The organism is Plantactinospora sp. A48 (genome assembly GCF_055793945.1).
Genome location: NZ_JBTIXF010000020.1, coordinates 1 through 16,543 on the forward strand (window position 1 = coordinate 1; position 16,543 = coordinate 16,543).

Annotated in this window: 17 protein-coding genes; 7 read left to right on the forward strand and 10 right to left on the reverse strand. The window is 70.5% G+C overall.

Translation table 11 applies throughout. The annotated features are described in order from the left end of the window. Nucleotides 1–204 precede the first annotated feature (204 nt). Complete coding sequence (locus ACXN5W_RS13205; RefSeq protein WP_473158533.1) at nt 205–1,977, reverse strand: hypothetical protein; 1,773 nt, start codon at nt 1,975–1,977, stop codon at nt 205–207. A gap of 983 nt (nt 1,978–2,960) precedes the next feature. Between ACXN5W_RS13205 and ACXN5W_RS13210 the strand changes: the two genes are divergently transcribed. Continuing rightward, nucleotides 2,961–3,725 carry a class I SAM-dependent methyltransferase gene (locus ACXN5W_RS13210; RefSeq protein WP_473158534.1) on the forward strand — a complete coding sequence of 255 codons (765 nt, stop codon included), beginning with the start codon at nt 2,961–2,963 and terminating at the stop codon, nt 3,723–3,725. Nucleotides 3,726–3,767: 42 nt separating this feature from the next. Here the strand turns inward: ACXN5W_RS13210 and ACXN5W_RS13215 are convergent, their stop codons facing one another. Further along, on the reverse strand, nt 3,768–3,986 hold the full coding sequence (locus ACXN5W_RS13215; RefSeq protein ID WP_473158535.1) for a hypothetical protein: 219 nt from the start codon (nt 3,984–3,986) through the stop codon (nt 3,768–3,770). 114 nt (nt 3,987–4,100) lie between these two features. Between ACXN5W_RS13215 and ACXN5W_RS13220 the strand changes: the two genes are divergently transcribed. Further along, on the forward strand, nt 4,101–4,868 hold the full coding sequence (locus tag ACXN5W_RS13220; protein ID WP_473158536.1) for a TetR/AcrR family transcriptional regulator: 768 nt from the start codon (nt 4,101–4,103) through the stop codon (nt 4,866–4,868). 42 nt (nt 4,869–4,910) lie between these two features. Here the strand turns inward: ACXN5W_RS13220 and ACXN5W_RS13225 are convergent, their stop codons facing one another. Continuing rightward, a complete protein-coding gene (locus ACXN5W_RS13225; protein WP_473158537.1) occupies nt 4,911–5,528 on the reverse strand; it encodes an FMN-dependent NADH-azoreductase in 618 nt (205 codons plus the stop codon). Nucleotides 5,529–5,766: 238 nt separating this feature from the next. Between ACXN5W_RS13225 and ACXN5W_RS13230 the strand changes: the two genes are divergently transcribed. The 3 genes from ACXN5W_RS13230 to ACXN5W_RS13240 are packed head-to-tail and all read left to right on the forward strand — an operon-like array spanning nt 5,767 to nt 8,406. Continuing rightward, on the forward strand, nt 5,767–6,642 hold the full coding sequence (locus tag ACXN5W_RS13230) for an RNA polymerase sigma-70 factor (RefSeq protein ID WP_473158538.1): 876 nt from the start codon (nt 5,767–5,769) through the stop codon (nt 6,640–6,642). A 47-nt stretch (nt 6,643–6,689) separates the two neighbouring features. Continuing rightward, entirely contained in the window at nt 6,690–8,066 is a 1,377-nt protein-coding gene (locus ACXN5W_RS13235; RefSeq protein WP_473158539.1) for an NAD(P)/FAD-dependent oxidoreductase, read from the forward strand. Further along, the gene (locus ACXN5W_RS13240; RefSeq protein WP_473158540.1) at nt 8,050–8,406 is read left to right on the forward strand and encodes a sigma-70 family RNA polymerase sigma factor family protein; all 357 of its coding nucleotides are present in this window, start codon (nt 8,050–8,052) and stop codon (nt 8,404–8,406) included. Before ACXN5W_RS13235 ends, ACXN5W_RS13240 begins: the two co-directional genes overlap by 17 nt. A gap of 155 nt (nt 8,407–8,561) precedes the next feature. Here the strand turns inward: ACXN5W_RS13240 and ACXN5W_RS13245 are convergent, their stop codons facing one another. The 4 genes from ACXN5W_RS13245 to ACXN5W_RS13260 form a co-directional block, all read right to left on the reverse strand. Then, a complete protein-coding gene (locus tag ACXN5W_RS13245) occupies nt 8,562–9,029 on the reverse strand; it encodes a VOC family protein (protein WP_473158541.1) in 468 nt (155 codons plus the stop codon). Between the two features lie 82 nt (nt 9,030–9,111). Next, nucleotides 9,112–10,038, reverse strand: coding sequence for an SDR family oxidoreductase (locus tag ACXN5W_RS13250; RefSeq protein ID WP_473158542.1), 927 nt, complete (start codon nt 10,036–10,038; stop codon nt 9,112–9,114). Between the two features lie 75 nt (nt 10,039–10,113). Then, nucleotides 10,114–11,487: a peroxidase family protein gene (locus ACXN5W_RS13255; RefSeq protein ID WP_473158543.1), complete on the reverse strand. Its 1,374-nt coding sequence runs from the start codon at nt 11,485–11,487 to the stop codon at nt 10,114–10,116. Between the two features lie 485 nt (nt 11,488–11,972). Beyond that, nucleotides 11,973–12,578, reverse strand: a complete 606-nt coding sequence (locus ACXN5W_RS13260) for a TetR/AcrR family transcriptional regulator (protein ID WP_473158544.1) — start codon at nt 12,576–12,578, stop codon at nt 11,973–11,975. A 110-nt stretch (nt 12,579–12,688) separates the two neighbouring features. Here ACXN5W_RS13260 and ACXN5W_RS13265 point away from each other — a divergent pair, with 110 nt between their 5' ends. Further along, a complete protein-coding gene (locus ACXN5W_RS13265; RefSeq protein ID WP_473158545.1) occupies nt 12,689–13,099 on the forward strand; it encodes a GlcG/HbpS family heme-binding protein in 411 nt (136 codons plus the stop codon). Here the strand turns inward: ACXN5W_RS13265 and ACXN5W_RS13270 are convergent. Together ACXN5W_RS13270 and ACXN5W_RS13275 are read right to left on the reverse strand one after the other, a co-directional pair. Beyond that, nucleotides 13,096–14,040, reverse strand: coding sequence for an acyltransferase domain-containing protein (locus ACXN5W_RS13270; RefSeq protein WP_473158546.1), 945 nt, complete (start codon nt 14,038–14,040; stop codon nt 13,096–13,098). The genes ACXN5W_RS13265 and ACXN5W_RS13270 overlap by 4 nt on opposite strands. 106 nt (nt 14,041–14,146) lie before the next feature. Beyond that, nucleotides 14,147–14,746: a TetR/AcrR family transcriptional regulator gene (locus ACXN5W_RS13275; protein WP_473158547.1), complete on the reverse strand. Its 600-nt coding sequence runs from the start codon at nt 14,744–14,746 to the stop codon at nt 14,147–14,149. A gap of 103 nt (nt 14,747–14,849) precedes the next feature. Between ACXN5W_RS13275 and ACXN5W_RS13280 the strand changes: the two genes are divergently transcribed. Further along, entirely contained in the window at nt 14,850–15,818 is a 969-nt protein-coding gene (locus ACXN5W_RS13280; RefSeq protein ID WP_473158548.1) for an NADP-dependent oxidoreductase, read from the forward strand. Here ACXN5W_RS13280 and ACXN5W_RS13285 read toward each other — a convergent pair. Continuing rightward, nucleotides 15,808–16,320, reverse strand: a complete 513-nt coding sequence (locus tag ACXN5W_RS13285; RefSeq protein WP_473158549.1) for an SRPBCC family protein — start codon at nt 16,318–16,320, stop codon at nt 15,808–15,810. The genes ACXN5W_RS13280 and ACXN5W_RS13285 overlap by 11 nt on opposite strands. Between the last annotated feature and the right edge of the window lie 223 nt (nt 16,321–16,543).

Below are 16,543 nucleotides of genomic sequence, written 5' to 3' on the forward strand. Positions count from 1 at the left end.
TAGGGATATTCCGCCCCCCCCCAACGGGTTCATCCCTGCCCCGGTCACCCCCCTGGCGGTGTTCCTCCGGGCGGCTGGCCCCCCCGCCCCCCCCCGGGGCACGTTCAGACCGCCGGGGCACATTCAGACCGCCGGGGCACGTTCAGACCGCCGGGGCACGTTCAGGCCGTCGGGGTCACCGCCGGCTGACCCGGGTCGGCGGGGTCACCGGCTGACCCGGATCAGTTCCCAGCCACCCTTCGGTACGCCGGGCGTCGGGTCGGTCCGCAGGTTCATCGGGTTCGCCATCCCGATGTAGAGCGTGGATCCGTCCACGACCATGGTGCGGACGCCCTGGTTGAGCGGGTTGCCGAAGCCTCCGGTGTCGACCGCGCGGGCGGGTCGGCCCGGCGCGTCGAACGACCAGAGGTCGGAGCCGAAGGTCGGCGGCAGGGTCGTCGATCCCGGCACGGGTGCCGGCATCTCACCCTCCAGCGAGATGTAGGCGAAGTCCATCGTGCCGATGTAGAGCCGACCGCCGGCCACCGCCATCTTCCAGGCGTAGAGGTTGAACGGGTCGCCGAACCCGGAACCGCCGTAGACCGGGCTCACCCCGGTGGGTGCCGGCGCCCAGGCCCCGACCCCGTTGTTCGCGGCCGGGTCGAAGGCCGGCAGCGTCGACTCGCCGTAGAGCGTTTCGACCCGTTCGTGCGGGCCGCCGAAGTCCCGGCCCCGGAAGACCGCGAACGCCCGCTGGGTGTTCTGCACGGTGGCCTGGAGCTGGGCCTGGCTGTGCGGCGGGTACACCGACAGGTGCAGGGCGGTCGCCTGCAACGGCACGTGCATGGTGCCCCAGTAGAGCTGGCCACCGTAGGAGGCGAGACCACCCAGGGCGTACGCCCGGCGGACCACCGGATCCGGCTCGTACTCGGCGGCCGACCAGACCTGCGTCCAGTTCCCGGCGTCCTCCGGGTTCAGTCCGGGCGCGCCGCTGGCCAACGGCGGGCTCATCCAGATGCTCGCCAGGTCGCTGGTGTCGCTGGTGTCGGCGACGCCGGGACGCCGCGCCGCCGCGCCATCGGAGTGCTGTGCGGCCGCGCCATCGAGGTGCCGCGTCGCCGCGCCTTCGAGGTGCTGTGCCAGCGTGCCGTCGAGGTGCTGCGGTGCCGCGCCCTCGACGACCGCCTTCGGCCAGGTCGAGACGTAGAGCCGGCCCTGGTGTTCGGTGAGGTCGGCGACCTGGGTGGGCAGCTCGGCGACCTCGGTGAAGGCGAACGGGTTGGTGCGGTCGCCGGTCCAGCGCAGCACCCTGCCCCCCTCGCCACCGTTGGTGCCCAACCCCACACCGGCGTAGAGCACACCGCCGGCCACCACCCAGTGCCGGATGTTCTCGTACGCGGAGAGGTTGGTCGAGCCGAGGTACCGACCGGTGACGGTGTCGAAGGCGAACATGTTCACCCCGCCGATCACGCTCGGCCCGCCGAACAGCACGACCCCCCGGTATGTGCCGGCACTGCGCAGCCCCGCGGTCGTGTTCAGCAGTTCCGCGTCGGCCGGGGAGGCGGAGGTGATGTCGGCGGTGCGCTCGGTGAGCTGTTCGGTGGCGAGGTCGTAGGTGAAGACCTCGGGGGTACGAAAGTCGCCGAGGGTCGCCGGCCAGGACGGGTCACGCCGGGCCGCCTGGCTGTTGCCGAACTCGCAGGCGTAGTCGTCGTTCAGGATCGGTTCCCGGACGTTGTAGCCCTCGGGCTTCAGGCACAGCACGTTCGCCCCGGTGCCGAACCAGAGCCGGCGGCCGGCCTGGGCGAGCCCCCAGACGTACGACTGGTTGACCTTCGGCTGGCCCACCGCGCAGGGCGGGCCGGGCGGGTAGTCGACGCCGATCCCGGCGAAGCACTCGTCGGGGGCGGCCTTGGCGAGCAGGCGGACCGACTCGGGCCGGACATCGGCGCTGGCCGGAGTGGCGAAGATGGGTAGCAGACCCAGTACGACAAGCACAGGCAGTAGTCGCCCGGGTAGGTGGAGCCGACGTATCACGGTGGTCCTTTCCGCGAGCACCGGTCGGGGCGGCCACGGCCCACGCGGGAGCACTCCTGACCGCTCCCCGACCAGGGGATGGGTGATCGACGCCGCTCCCGGGAACGCCAGATCGGCCCAACCATTGACATCTATCTTGGCCAACAGAAAGGCTGCCGGAAAGAATCGTTCCGATTCATGACGCAGGACGGATTGACAATGCGTGATGACTGGCGCATCGCCGGAAACAGCGCGAGGTGAGGCTAACACGCACCTCAATGTCAAGTTCCATTCAGATTATATTAAACATTCGTGAACACGCCGGCCGTCCGGGCAACCGGAGACGCGATCGGCGGAATGCGTGGCGAAGCTACCCGACCGGGCACAACAATCGATTTGACGATGGACTGGACGGTTCGCCGGTGCCGCACATACCCCGGCAAAGGCGGCCATTGGCCGGAGGCAGACAGAAGCCCTCCCAGCCATACGATTGGGTCGAAATCCGACCTCCGACGACGGCCCCACAGACTGACGATGGAGCCTCTCGACCAGCCGGAATTCCTTGACGCGACGGTCTCGCGACACCGGGGTCCCGACCGAGCGGCCCGAGCCACACCGACCGAGGACCGCGCGGGTCAACCACACGCGACACTTCCGGGCTCTCGTCGAATTGTACGCTTATTTATTTTCCATAAACCCGGCATATGAGTTTGCCGACAGTTAACACGGAATTCTCAGTTGGGGCATCCGCAGCGGAGGACGGCGGCCAGAAAGCTGGTCGCACTCCCCGGCCACTCACCCCCGCGCCCCCAACCGTCACCCGGCAAGGCCGGCGAGACCGGCGAGACCGGCGAGACGCCGTCGGCACCTCGAACCGCGTCGAGATCCGCGCGAACCGCACTGAGCAGTGCGACGGCATGGCAAATTCGGTTGCCTTTCGGATGTTAACCATAGACGTTCGTCGTATGGATGACACGACACTCGCCAACCGCACCGCCTGGGACAGGGCGTATCAGGCGCAGCGTCAGCGCTACGCCGAGATGCTGGCCGAGGCGACGACGGGCGGCACGCTGGTGGCCAGCGAGCGCGAGCTGCTCCGGGACATCCTGGCGGCGCGACCCCTGGTGGTCCATCTCCAGAGCGGCAACGGACAGGACGACATCGCACTGGTCCAGGCCGGCGCCCGCCAGGTGATCGGCATCGACTACAGCGGGATCGCGGTCCGTGCCGCACGCGGTCGCGCCGCCGACCTCGGTGCCGCCTGCCACTACCTCGTCGGGGCAGTTCCCGGCGTACCGCTGGCCGATGGTTGCGCCGATCTCGTCTACACCGGCAAGGGCGCCCTGATCTGGATGCCCGACATCGACTCCTGGGCCGCCGAGGTGGCCCGCCTGGTACGACCCGGCGGCCATCTCTTCCTGCACGAGGGTCACCCCGCCACGGAACTGTGGACATGGGACCCGGACGAGCCACGCATCCGCCCCGACCGCGGCTACTTCGACCGCTCCTTCGTCTGCGACGACGACAGCTTCCCGGCGAACGGAGCGGTCAGCTGGCAGTGGACGCTCGGCCGGACCGTCACCGCCATCGTGCGGGCCGGCCTGCGGGTCCTGCGTCTCGAGGAGTACGCGGAACCGTTCTGGCGGATGGGCGGCATCGACGCCGCCGCCTTCCGGGGTCGCCTTCCGAACGCGTTCGCCCTGCTGGCCGATCGCCCCGCGGCAGCCTGAGCCGGGAGGTCCCGCGCCTACCGTGGCCCAGATCCTGTGTGGTCAGGGAGTCGTCTCCGAGTAGACCTCGACGTCGTAGATGAGTCGGACGGGCGTGCCGTTCGTGCTGCCCACGAAGACCGGCTCGCCGGCCGGGGTACGACCGCGACGCCAGACCTCGTCCCGGGCGGCGTTGCGGGACTCGTGGTGAATCTTCCCCGCCTGGTGGAGCTCCAGCACCCGACGCGCGGTGTATCTGTCGCTGTCCAGCTGTATCCGCATCAGGGGCATCGGGTCCACCAGCGCCGATCAGCTACCGCCACAGCAACCCCCTGGACGATGGAAGGGTAACTTACCAACGTTAAGTTGCCTGTATACCGTACTAGGGTGGTGGGCGTGGACGCGACCGAATTGGGTGGGCCGCCCGCCCGGGGACGGGGCGGGCGACGTGGCGGCGGCAGCGGCACCGTCTGGCTCGACGCGGAGCCGGACCGTCCCCGGCGGGCGGCACCGCTGACCCGGGACCGCATCGTCGAGGCCGCGGTGGCGCTGCTCGACGAGCGCGGCGTCGACGGGCTGACGATGAGACGGCTGGCGGAGCGCCTCGCGGTCACCTCGACGGCGCTCTACTGGCACGTGCGGACGAAGGAGCACGTCCTGGACCTGGCCGTCGACCAGATCTTCGGCGAGGTACCGATCCCGGACGCCGGCGACTGGCGGGACGACGTACGCGCCCTGACGTTCGGGTGGCGCGCGGCCATGCTCCGTCACCCCTGGACGCCCAGCCTGATCGGGCGGCCGATGCTCGGCCCCAACGTTCTGGCCCGCACCGAGTTCCTGCAGTCGGCACTCGTCCGGGGCGGCTTCACGGGCGTCCGGTTGGCCGTGGTCACCCGGCTGCTGGCCAACCACGTGATCGGCGCCGCGCTCACCGAGGCCACCTGGCGCCAGGCGGAGGACCCCGAGGCGCGGGCCCAGGCCCGGCGACTCATCACGGCCGACCCCACCGGCTATCCCACCCTGATCGCCTCCGGACATCTCGACGACGGGCGATGGAACGACGACGACCTGTTCGAACGCGGCGTCGACGCCGTACTCGCCACCCCACAGGATCCGCCTGGGCGTTCACCGACGGCCGCGACCGCTCACCCCTCCGCACGTTGAGGCAGAACGATCCGCACACCCAACATCATTCGGAGTTCCTGGTCAGGCCGCCCTGGCCGCCAGGAGTTTCGCCTTCGCGGCCGCCTCCTCGTGCGCCCTGCTCCTGGACGCCTTGAACAGGTCGATCAGGTCGGCCATCGCCGGCACGACCGGTGCCAGGGTCAGCTCCGGAACGATGAAGGTCACGTCCAGGCCCAGACCGCCGGGGCCGAGCACCTTCTCCAGATAGGTCGTGACGAACTCGTACGATTCGCGCGGCGTACCCGGACCGTAGCCGCCGCCGCGGCTCGCGACCACGACCGCCGGCGTACCCCCGATCCTGGACTGCTCGACACCCGCCGTGCGGCCCACCAGGATCACGTGGTCCAGCCATGCCTTCAGGGTGCTGGGGATGGTGAAGTTGTACATGGGTGCGCCTATCAGCACGACGTCAGCCTCTTCCAACTCCGAGATCACCTGGCTGCGCAGGGCGTGCTCGGCGCCCGCGGTGTAGGCGTCGACGTCGAGGTGCGGCAACGGGTCGGCGGCCAGGTCGCGGTACCTGACGGTGCCGTCCGGATGCACAGCCTCCCACTCCCGGCGGAAGGTGGCGGCGACGTCGCGGGAAGCCGAGGCGGCGGCCGGCCAGATGGACGAGTCGAGGTGAAGCATCGTAGGCATGAGGTTCTTACTCCAGGTGAGAGGTGCGAACAGTCCGTTGGTTGCCGGTGCGCATCAGGTCAGGGACGGGCCGGAAGGGGTTTGGCGGTGGCGTCGGCGAGTTCCTGGCCCGCCGGTTCGAGGATGTGGTTGCCCACGTGCCCGCCTTTCGTTGTCGTCACCAGGGCAGACAGTGCAGCCGCCGGATCTGTGACAGGCGGCTAGCCTGGAGCGGCGAACGACCTTGGGGGAGACAGTGGTGGGGGATCTCGATGAGGCGGCGGTGATCTTCACGGGCGTGCGGCCACGTCTGTTCGGGATCGCGTACCGCATGTTGGGCAGCGCCAGCGAGGCCGAGGACCTGGTGCAGGACGTCTGGCTGCGCTGGCAGGCGACCGACCGGAGCGTGGTGAACAATCCGGGCGCGTTCCTGGCGACGACCACGACGCGGCTCGCGATCAATGAGCTGCAGTCGGCACGGGCACGCCGCGAGACGTACGTCGGCCCGTGGCTGCCGGAGCCGGTCGACACCAGCGCCGACCCGTTCCTGGGCGCCGAGCGCGGGGAGGCGCTCGAACTCGCGGTCCTGATCCTGATGGAGAAGCTCACCCCGCAGGAGCGGGCGGCGTACGTGTTGCGGGAGGCGTTCGACTACCCGTACCAGCAGATCGCCGCGATCCTGCAGTCCACCGAGCCGGCCGTGCGGAAGCTGGTAAGCCGGGCGCGCAAGCACGTCGCTGGCGAGCGGAAGATTCCGGTGCCCGAGCCCGCGCAGCGCCGGCTGCTGGCCACCTTCGTCGAGGCCGCCCGCACCGGTGATCTCGAGGCGTTGGAGAAGTTGTTCGCGGCCGACGTGGCGAGCGTCTCCGACGGCAACGGCGCGCCGCAGGTCTCCCGCAAGGCGGTCGTGGGCGCGGCCCGGGTGGCGAGGTACATCGCGGCGTTCTCGACCTGGTACTGGGAGGGCGTGGACGTACGGTGGGTCACCACGAACGGGCAGACCAGCGCGATCATGCGCCGCGGTGACACGGTCCTCGGGATGGTCACGGTCGTCGCCTCGGCGGAGGGCATCGACCAGGTGTTGTGGATGATGAATCCGGAGAAGATCGCCGCCATGGCCGACGTCACAAACTAGGCGGCCGCCCGGTCTCTACTGGCGAAGGCGAGAGACAGGGGACGAAGGTGCGGACCATCCTGGTGGTCGGCGGCGGGTACGCCGGCTTCTACACGGCCTGGAAGCTGGAGAAGAAGCTGCGCCGGGGCGAGGCTCGGGTCGTCATCGTCGACCCCCGGCCGTACATGACCTATCAGCCGTTCCTGCCCGAGGTGGTCGCCGGCTCGGTCGAGGCGCGCCACGCCGCCGTCTCGCTGCGCCGGCACCTGCGGGAGACGGAGATCATCGCGGGCCGGGTGACGGCGGTCGACCACGCGCACAAGACGGTCACGGTACGCCCGGCCGTGGGTCGGGAATACCCGCTCGCGTACGACATCATCGTCGTGACCGCCGGTGCGGTGACCCGCACCCTGGCCATCCCCGGGGTGAGCGACCACGCGATCGGCATGAAGCACGTCGAGGAGGCCGTCGCGATCCGCGACCGGTTACTGACCGCCTTCGACCAGGCCGCGACGCTGCCGCCCGGGCCGGAACGCCGGCGGCTGCTCACCGTGACGTTCGTCGGCGGTGGCTTCTCCGGGGTCGAGGGCTTCGGTGAGCTGCTGTCGCTGGCGACGGCGCTGATCCGACGCTATCCCGAGCTGAGCCTGGACGAGCTGAGCTTCCACCTGGTGGAGGCACGCGACCGGATCCTGCCCGAGGTGACCGACGGGCCCGGGGAGTGGGTCGTGCGCTCGCTGACGAAGCGTGGCGCACGCGTCCACCTGAACACGCAGCTGCTCTCCGCGCGCGACGGTCACGTGGTGCTGTCCACCGGCGAGGAGTTCGAGTCCGAGCTGATCGTCTGGACGGTCGGCAACGCCGCGAACCCGATGGTGCACAACCACAGCGACCTGCCCGTCGACGGGCGCGGGATGCTGGTGGTGCGCGCCGACCTGCGGGTCGGCACCGAGGACGCGCCGGTGCCGGACGCGTGGGGCGCCGGCGACGACGCGGCCGTCCCCGACCTCGCCGCGGAGCGGACCGGCGTCTCAACGGTGCCCAATGCCCAGCACGCGGTGCGCCAGGGCAAGCTGCTGGCCCGCAACATCATCGCGACCCTGCGCGGGCAGGAGCCGAAGCGGTACGTGCACCACAGTCTCGGCACGGTCGCCACACTGGGCCTCGGCAGCGGCATCTTCCAGTTCCACCGCCTGGTCATCAAGGGCTTCCCGGCCTGGCTGATGCACCGCGGCTACCACGTGCTGGCGGTGCCGACGTGGGAGCGCAAGCTCCGGGTGCTCGCGGTCTGGGCGACCGCCGCGCTGTTCGGCCGGGACATCGTCTCGCTGGCCTCGGTGCAGCGCCCCCGGGAGGCGTTCCTCGCTGGCGCGCACGCACCGGCACCCGCGGAGGCGGGTGCTCCGCCGGCGGGTGTCATGGCCGGCAATGCCACACGTTCGTGACGACGTCGTACGCCGGCTCGCCGCTGCCTGCCACCTGGGCGACGTCACCGCGATCGAGGCCGTCCTCGGCGCGGACGTCGTTGCGGTGTGCGACGGCGGCGGCCGGGTGCCCGCTCCGATCCGTCCGGTGCACGGATCGGCCGAGGTCGCCCGGCTGCTCCGTGCCCTGCTGCCCGGAGCCGACCTGACCGTCGAGAGCGTCAACGGGCATGCCGGGCTGGTGATCCGCCAGGCCGGGCGTGCCGTCGCCGTGATCGCCGTGAGCTGCGACGAGGACCCGGCCGTAGCCCTCTGGATCGTGCTGAATCCGGCCAAACTGCGGGACTGGCACCGTAGCTGAACCACACCCATCGCCGCCGCACCACGGCCCGATCACATCGGCTTCCCACGCTCAGACAGCCGGAGGCATCGGCCGCCCGGACCGCTGGGCGATGCCCACCGCCAGGTCGCCCGTTCGCCGACCGCCCTGTCGGGAGGGCTGTCACCGATGCCGAGTCAGTCGGTGGGATCGTCCGGATGTGTCATGGCACGCCTGCCCCGCAACAGCCCCGTGGACTGGCCGATCTCGATGAGGTACCCGTCCGGGTCCCGCAGGTAGCAGCGGATCTCAGCCGTGCGGTCGATCGGCGGCGTCAAGAACTGCGCCCCGTTCGCCTTCCACTGCTCGTAACAGGCGTGGATGTCGGCGACCCGCAGGTTCAGGAAGATCGACGTGGTGTCGCCGGGCTGGTAGTCGACCACCGAGATTCCCGGCTTGTCGGGGGTGGGCGGACCACCCGGATTCATGATGATCCACGAATTGGACAGCCTGACGATGCACGGGTTCTCGTTCAGCACGACGGTGCCGCCGAGAACGCGGGCGTAGAAGTCGCGGGACCGCACTACGTCGCGCACGGTGATGAACAGCGTCACCAGAATGCCCTCGGCGGGCGCCGGAAGGTTGTCGGTGGCTTGAGATGTCATGGCTGGAAGACTCTCCGCTCGGTGGATTGGTGACCGGTCCCAGCCCCGAAAGCGACAGCGATCAGCCGGGCGCGGTCTGTGCTCACGCCGCCGCGAACTCGACGCCGGCGAGACCGAGCGAGACGTCCCAGAGCCGGCTGGCGGCGGCCTCGTCGCGGGCCGGTCGGTAGAGCTTCAGTTCGGCCGGTCCGCCGGTGAACTGGCCGAACCCGTCCGGGCCGTAGAACCGGCCGCCCTGCGCGTCGGGGCTGGTGGCCGCGTACAGGGCCGGGAGCAGGCCCCGGTCGACGCCCTGCACCAGCACGCCCCAGCGGGCCAGGCGCGTCATGACGGCCTCGACCGGCGAGGGCTTCGCCCGGCCCATGTTGGGGCCGGCGGCGTACAGGCCGGTCAGGGTCGTGCCCGGGTGGGCGGCGTTGCTGACGATCCCCCACCCGGCCGCTCGGGACCGCCGGTCGAGCTCGAGCGCGAACATCAGGTTCGCGAGTTTCGACTGGTTGTACGCGCGGACCGGCCCGTAACCCCGCTCGCTTTGCAGGTCAGCCCAGTTCAGCTTGGCGTGCCGGGCGGCGCTGCTCGTCATGGTCGTCACCCGGGCCCCGCCGGCGCTCAGCAGCGGCAGTAGCCGGCCGGTGAGCGCGAAGTGACCGATGTGGTTGGTCCCGAACTGCAGTTCCAGGCCGTCGGCGGTGGTGTGCCGGGTGGCCGGTGTCATCAGCCCGGCGTTGTTGATCAGGAGATGGATCGGTCGGCCCTCGGCGTTCAGGGTGTCGCCCAGGGCTTCCACCGACTTCAGGGAGGCCAGGTCGAGTTCGCGGAGCGACACGTCGGCGCCGGGTGCTTCGACGCGGATGCGGCTCAGCGCGGCCCTGCCCTTGGCCTCGTCGCGGACCGGCAGGAGAACCTCGGCGCCGGCTGCGGCCAGGCGGGTCGCCAGGCCGAGCCCGAGACCGCTGCTCGCTCCGGTCACCACGGCGAGCCGTCCGGTCAGATCAACGGGGTTCTGCATGGTCACCTCCTTCGTGACTCAACGTTGGCGCCAGCTATGACCGGACAGCACCGCTGGTTGTGACCGGTGCGCAGGTCACAATCCGGGCGCGCGGCGCTGAAGGGCGAGCAGGTCGGTCAGGTCGAAGCGCGTTCCCGCGGCGGGCAGGGTCGGCTTCCAGTCCGGTTCCAGGCTCAGGTAGCTCGCCGGGTCGGCGCGGAGCAGCCCGAGCAGGACCTCCGTCACGATCCGGCCGCCGACCGGGCCGAGCCGGTCGCCGCCACCGCGGTGCTCGGCCTCCTTGAGGATGTAGAACCACAGCGGGGTGCCGTGCGGCCAGACCTGCCCCAACTCGTCGGGGGTCAACGGCGGCACGCCGACCAGCCGGGCGACCGTTTCGCCGCCGGGCAGCGCAGTGGTTCCGCCACGCAGCAGGTCGCGTACCGCCAGGGAGCGGTAGGCGGCAGCGTCAACCGCGCCGGTGACCTGCTCGGGCAGGCTGATGAGGCTGGCGGCGAGCCTGCCGTCGAGGCGCTTGGCGCGCTGCGCCGGTGGGTGACCGGGCACATCGAAGACCTGCGCGAGATCCAAGCGCCGGCTGGCGGGCAGCGGGCCGAACCCGACCAGGTCGGGGAAGAGCGGCACCGGGGAACCGCCGTCGACGAGCCGATAGGTGTGCCGGATCTGGCCGTGGCCGTAGCGGAACGCCGCGTCGGCGAACTCCAGCGGGATGTACGCCTGTCCCGGCGCCGGCGCGAACCACCGGCCGCCCTCGGCGAGCACCTGCTCGACGAGGCTCGCTCCGACGAGCCGGGGCAGGAAGTCATGGACCACGATCCACTGGTAGTGCCAGGTGAGGCCGATCCGCGCCCGGTCGAAGACCTCGGCCTCGGGCACGCCGCTCTCGCGGAGCAGGTCGACCAGGTGGTTGTGCGCGTGCAGCAGGGCGACGTGCAGACTCAGCGCGAACAGGTGTACGTCGTTGCGCGGGTCGCCGATCAGGGCCACGCCCTGCCGGTTGCGCGGCACGTCGCCGCCGTCCTCCCCGAGCAGGAACTTCGCCGGGTCACCCCGGTCGAACAGGTACGGCGAGCCGATCGGGCCGTCCGAGTACACGATCTCCAGGTTGAGCTTCGGGGCGCGGGCGTTGCGTAGCGCGTCGGGATCGACGCCGCCGATGATGGATGACCGGTCGGCGGTGATGTCATGGGCGATCAGTTGGCCGAAGAACGGCCACCCGGCGGCCTCGGCAGCGTCGTCGCCGTCCCGGCCCAACCGGTCCAGGGCTGGGGCGGCGCCGCAGATCCCGCCGTCGCTACCCGCGCGCATCAGCAGGCCGGGATCAGTGCCCAACGGGTCCAGGCCCGGGAACATGCGTCCGTAGCGGGCCGTCCCGGTGGGCCGGTCCACGGCGCGCACCAGGCTGAGGCAATGGTCGCGGGCGGCCACGTGGCTACCGCTCAAGGACATCTCGATCTCCGTCTCGCTCGGCCGGCCGGGAGCCGTCATCGCTGGTCGGGAAGCTCACCTTCTCCACCCGGTACGCGGGTGAGCACCAGCGAAGACAGGACAGCCCGGCGACCTGTGACGCGCCGGGGGAGGTGTCTCAGGACACGCTCGGGCAATGCCAGTGCAGAACCACGTACGCCGGCATGCCCATGGCAGCCATCGACGCCAGCAAGTACATACGGACGGCTGGAAGTGACGACGAGGGCAAACTGGCTGCGCCCGAATCAGCCGAGATGAATGCGGCAACCTCGCCGAATTAGTTCATCCAGCGGTACTGAATCCCATCCGCAGGATAGCGGCAGATCACCGCGGCATCGAGGAAGTGGACAAAGGTACGGCTGACCCCAACAGAACCTGACCCAACCTCCCTGGGCAGTACATCTAGGGCGTGTCGAAGTTCTTCTTTGACGTCTGGCTCGCGTCCGACGGCAAGCTCCGACGTCGCGTCAGAGTTGCAGGCCGACCAGTTTGGTCAGGAAGCGGTCGAGTTGGTCGGCCAGGGGTGGCCAGGGCAGGTCAGGTTCGTTGATGCGCTGAGCCAGCATGCCATTGACGGCGGTGCGCAGGTCGATCGTCACGGTGAGCGCGTCGTCGTGCGGGGCGGCACCGGCGTCCATGCAGCGTTGAACGGCGGCGCGGGTGCGTTCGACCATGACCTCTTTGAACGGCATGCCGAGGCGGCGGTGGACGCCGCTTTCGTGCAGCACCTTGTAGAGGCCCGGGTGGGCCTGGGCCCACTCGGCCTGGGCCAGGATGCGGGACCGCAGTTGTGCAGCGGGGTGGTGTTCGTGGGCGGCCTCGGCGGCGTCGCCGACGGCGACGAGTTCTTCGTGGCAGCGCTGGGTGGCGGCAAGCACGAGCGCGTCCCGGTCGGGAAAGTAGAGGTAGACCGAGGTCGCGGCGACGGAGACGGCGCGGGCGACCGCGCGGAGCGACAGCGCCTGATCATCGCCGAGTTCGTCGAGCATGCGCACGCCGGTCGTCAAAATCTCCTCGCGGAGCAGGTCGCCCCGCCCGCGGGTGTTCTGCTTGCGCCGACCCTTGGTGTCCATCCCGGCAAGAATAGCTGGACACCTATTGCGCTACAGCTGTAGCCTAATCATGCTGTTGGACATGGCTTGTTCATGAAGGCCAGCTGCCCGTACAACTCAAGGGGATCGCTATGCCGCTGACGCTCCAAGATGCTCAGACAGTCATCGCCGGCGCACACGAGCGCGCCGCCAAGATAGCTGCACCGGTCACGGTCGCGGTCGTCGACGAAGGCGGACACCTACAGGCCCTCGGCCGCATGAACGGCGCACCGCCGCTCTCAGCCCAGATCGCCGAGGTCAAAGCGGCCAGCGTTGCCCTCTTCCGCCGCGACGGCGCCGCACTACGCAAGATGCAGGAGACCTCGCCTGCCTTCTTCGCCCAGTTGGATCGGGCCGTGCGGGTGCCCATCCTGGTCGGCGCCGGTGCGGCGCTCATCATGCGGGGGGACACCGTCCTCGGTGCACTGGCGGTGAGCGGCGGAATGGTCCCTGGGCAAGACGACGAATGCGCCGAAGCCGCGCTCGCTGTCCTCACTCCCTAGATCGGGAAGCGGCCCCGGCGCCACCGCCAGTGCCGGCCGGCCATCAGGTGGTCCACGACCGCGCGCTGGAGCACGGTACGGCGCGGCAGCTGGTCGAGCGGCGTGGTCAGGGTACGGAACACGAACCGCAGCACCTCGACGTCCGCGTCGATCCCTTCCGGCTCCTCGTACGGCTCCAGCTCGAACCTGCGCTGGAACCGTACGATGTTGGAGTCCTCGGGCAGGTACTCCGCCAGCTGCGGGTCGAGCAGCCACGAGCCGCAGGAGAACGCCGGGTAGCGCTCGTCGGGGAAATGGCGCGGGAAGAACGCGCGGGCCTGGTCGAGCGAGGCGTCGATTGCCTCCGGGGTCAACGGCCCGGCCTCCGGTACGTGCAGGTCGAGGGCGCCATCACCACGCTGGTGCTGCAACCGGCCCAGCTCGTAGAGCCCGCCGCGCGCGTGCAACGTGAGCCAGCTCTGCATCACCGGCCAGCCCTCGCGGTGCATCCGCCGATCGACCGCGAGGTTGCGGCCCAGATCCGCGAGCGTCGTCCACGACACCGCATCGGTGACGCCATGATCATGGTGATAGCCCCGGACGGCTTCGATCAGAGCCAGATACCCGTACACGTAGAGATGCCGCCAGGCCGGGCCCCGGTCCCGAGGAAGCGCCGGACCGGGTGACAGCCAGCCGTGTCCGCCGAGATCGGCGTGGACCAGCGCGATCGAACGGTCGAGCAGCCAACGCAGTTCCGTGGTCCACGACGGGGACCCGGGGTCGGGCCACCCCGCGATGATCTCGGCGGCGTCCTCCGGCCGCACGGCGAGCCGGTCCAGCAGCACGGCCGCGTCGGCCCGGCTGGGCAGCGGAACCGACGGCCGGTCACCGGCGAGCCGATGTACGCGGTCGACCTCCTCAACGGGTACCCCGAGCCGACCGGCGGTGTCCTCCAGATCCACCGGACGACCCTACCGACCGGCGGAGTCGCCGCAACACCCCGACCCCAGCACCCCACCCAGGACGGATCGGATCGGGCTCTCACCCGGCAGGCCCGGTCCTTCGGGGTCAGGGAACCGGAGGTGGGGGGTGCGGCAGCGGGCGGGCACCCTCGGGGCGTAGGCCGTCGAAGATGATGGCGAGATATCGCCGCCACAGGTCCGGCGGGGCGTCGGGCACGTAGCTAGTGACGTGGTTCGGCGCGCACATCAGCAGGATGACGTCGGCGCCGGTCACGTCGGCCCGCACGGCGCCGTGCTCGCGGGCCCGGTCGACCAGCGCGCACACGGTGTCGAACATCCGCGAACGGACCCGGGTGACCTCCGCGTTCAGCTCGCCCGCCTCCTGCAGGAACGACAGGTCGCGTTGCTGTCGCTGCCGCGCGGCGACGGTGAGGAACTCCAGCAGCGCCGCGCCCGGGTCCGCCGCGTCGAGCAGCCTTTCCCCGACCGTGTTGAGCGCGTCGATCCGGTCGAGGACGATCGCGGCGATCAGGTCGTCCTTCGTGGCGAAGTGACGGAACACCGTGCCCTTGCCGACGCCGGCCCGGCGGGCGATGTCGGCGACCGAGGCGTCCAGGCCGCGCTCGGCGAACTCGTCCGCGGCCGCGGCCAGCAGCGACTCCCGGTTGCGAGCGGCGTCGGCGCGCAGGGGACGGGAGGAGGTCACGCCGCCACCCTAACAAGTTGACCGACGGGTCCGCTTATTGCTAGCTTCTCGACAGAACATGACCGCACGGTCCGTTTTTGGAACGCACCCCGGGGAGGGGCACATGAAGGCAGTTGTCGCGACCGGCTACGGACCGCCCGAGAGCTACACGGTGGCCGACGTGCCGGCGCCCCGACCCGGCCCGGGACAGCTCCAGGTCCGGATCGCCGCCGCCTCGATCAACCCGGCGGACGTCCGGCTGCCCAGCGGCGAATTCCACGAGGTCGCGCCACTGGACTTCCCGTACGTGCCCGGCAACGACTTCGTGGGCACCGTCAGCGAGGTCGGCGCCGGTGTGACGGCCTACCGGGTGGGCGACGAGATCTTCGGCCAGGCCATCCCCCGGGCACTGCGCGCGATGGTCGGCGGGACCAGGCCGTCGTTGGGCACCGGCGCGCTGGCCGAGTACGCGGTCTTCGAGGCCGACACCCCGTTCCTGGCACACCGACCGGCCGGCCTCGACATCGAACAGGCCGCGGCCCTGCCCACCGTCGGCCTCACCGCACGAGCACTGATGGCCACCGCCAGGATCCAACCCGGCGAAACCGTCCTGGTCGTCGGCGCCACCGGCGGCGTCGGCACCGCGGTCGTCCCGCTGCTCGCCGCCGCGAAGGCCCGGGTGATCGCCACCGCGACCGCCGCCGACGCCGGCATCCTGCGCGGCCTCGGCGCCGACCAGACCATCGGGTACGCGGAATCCGAGTACCCGGCCGGCGTCGACGTCGCGGTCAACCTGACCGTGCCGAGCGACCAGCTGGGCGCGATCGCGCGCACGGTTCGGCCCGGCGGACGCCTGCTCACCATCACCTACCCGGTGCCCCAGCAGGACTGGATCGGCCGGGACGACGTGCGCCTGCACTTCGTGCTGGACCTGGACGGCACCTTCGGCGGGATGCGCGAGGTCGGTGAGCTGGCGGTCTCCGGCGAACTGCCGGCCACCATCGGCCGCCGTTACACCCTCGACGAGGGTGCCCAGGCGTGCGTGGACTTCGCCCGCCGGCACACCACGGGCAAGCTGGTCGTCACCTGGTAAGGCGTTCGTCGGCGACGCACAGCGCGGCAAGGCGTTCCAGCGTGTTGGCCAGCTGGGTCTGCCACCACTCGCGCCCCTCGGCCACCTGCGCGCGTTTTTCCGCCGGCAGGCGCGAACCGTCGAAGGTCTCGGTCACCACCGTCGAACCGGGACCGTCCGGGCGCAGGTCGAAGATCCACCGGTGGCCCCACTCGGCCTTGGCCGCGGTGGCGTTCGGGTGGCCACGACCCGGCCTCGGCTCCCAGCCGATGCGGCTGCCCGGCTCGTACTCGACGACGTGGTTGTTCATCTCGTAGTCGCCGAAGCGCTCGAAGTACATCCGCATCACGAAGACGTCCCCGACACCCGAGACCGCGCCGTCGAAGACGCCGCCCCGCAACATCCCCGACCCGTCGAGGTCCAGGTGCCGGCCCGGGTCGGCCAGGATCCGGAAGATGTCCTCCGCCGGGGCCTCGATGCGCCGCGACATCGCCACGACCGCCTCGTCCGTCGTACCCGCCAATTCCGCCTCCTTCGATCCCAGAACCTTGGGGCCGGCTCTTCGACCGGACGCTACCCAGGGGATACGACAACGCCCGGCCGAGCGTGGGCGGGGACACCCGGCCAGTCTCCCCGAACAACCCGCAAGCGGGGCCGGGCAACGCGCGCGAGCCGGGGCCGGACCACCCGCGGCGCGGTCCCGGGCAGCGATTTCTCCTCGTGGTCAGAGATCACATAGTCGACGG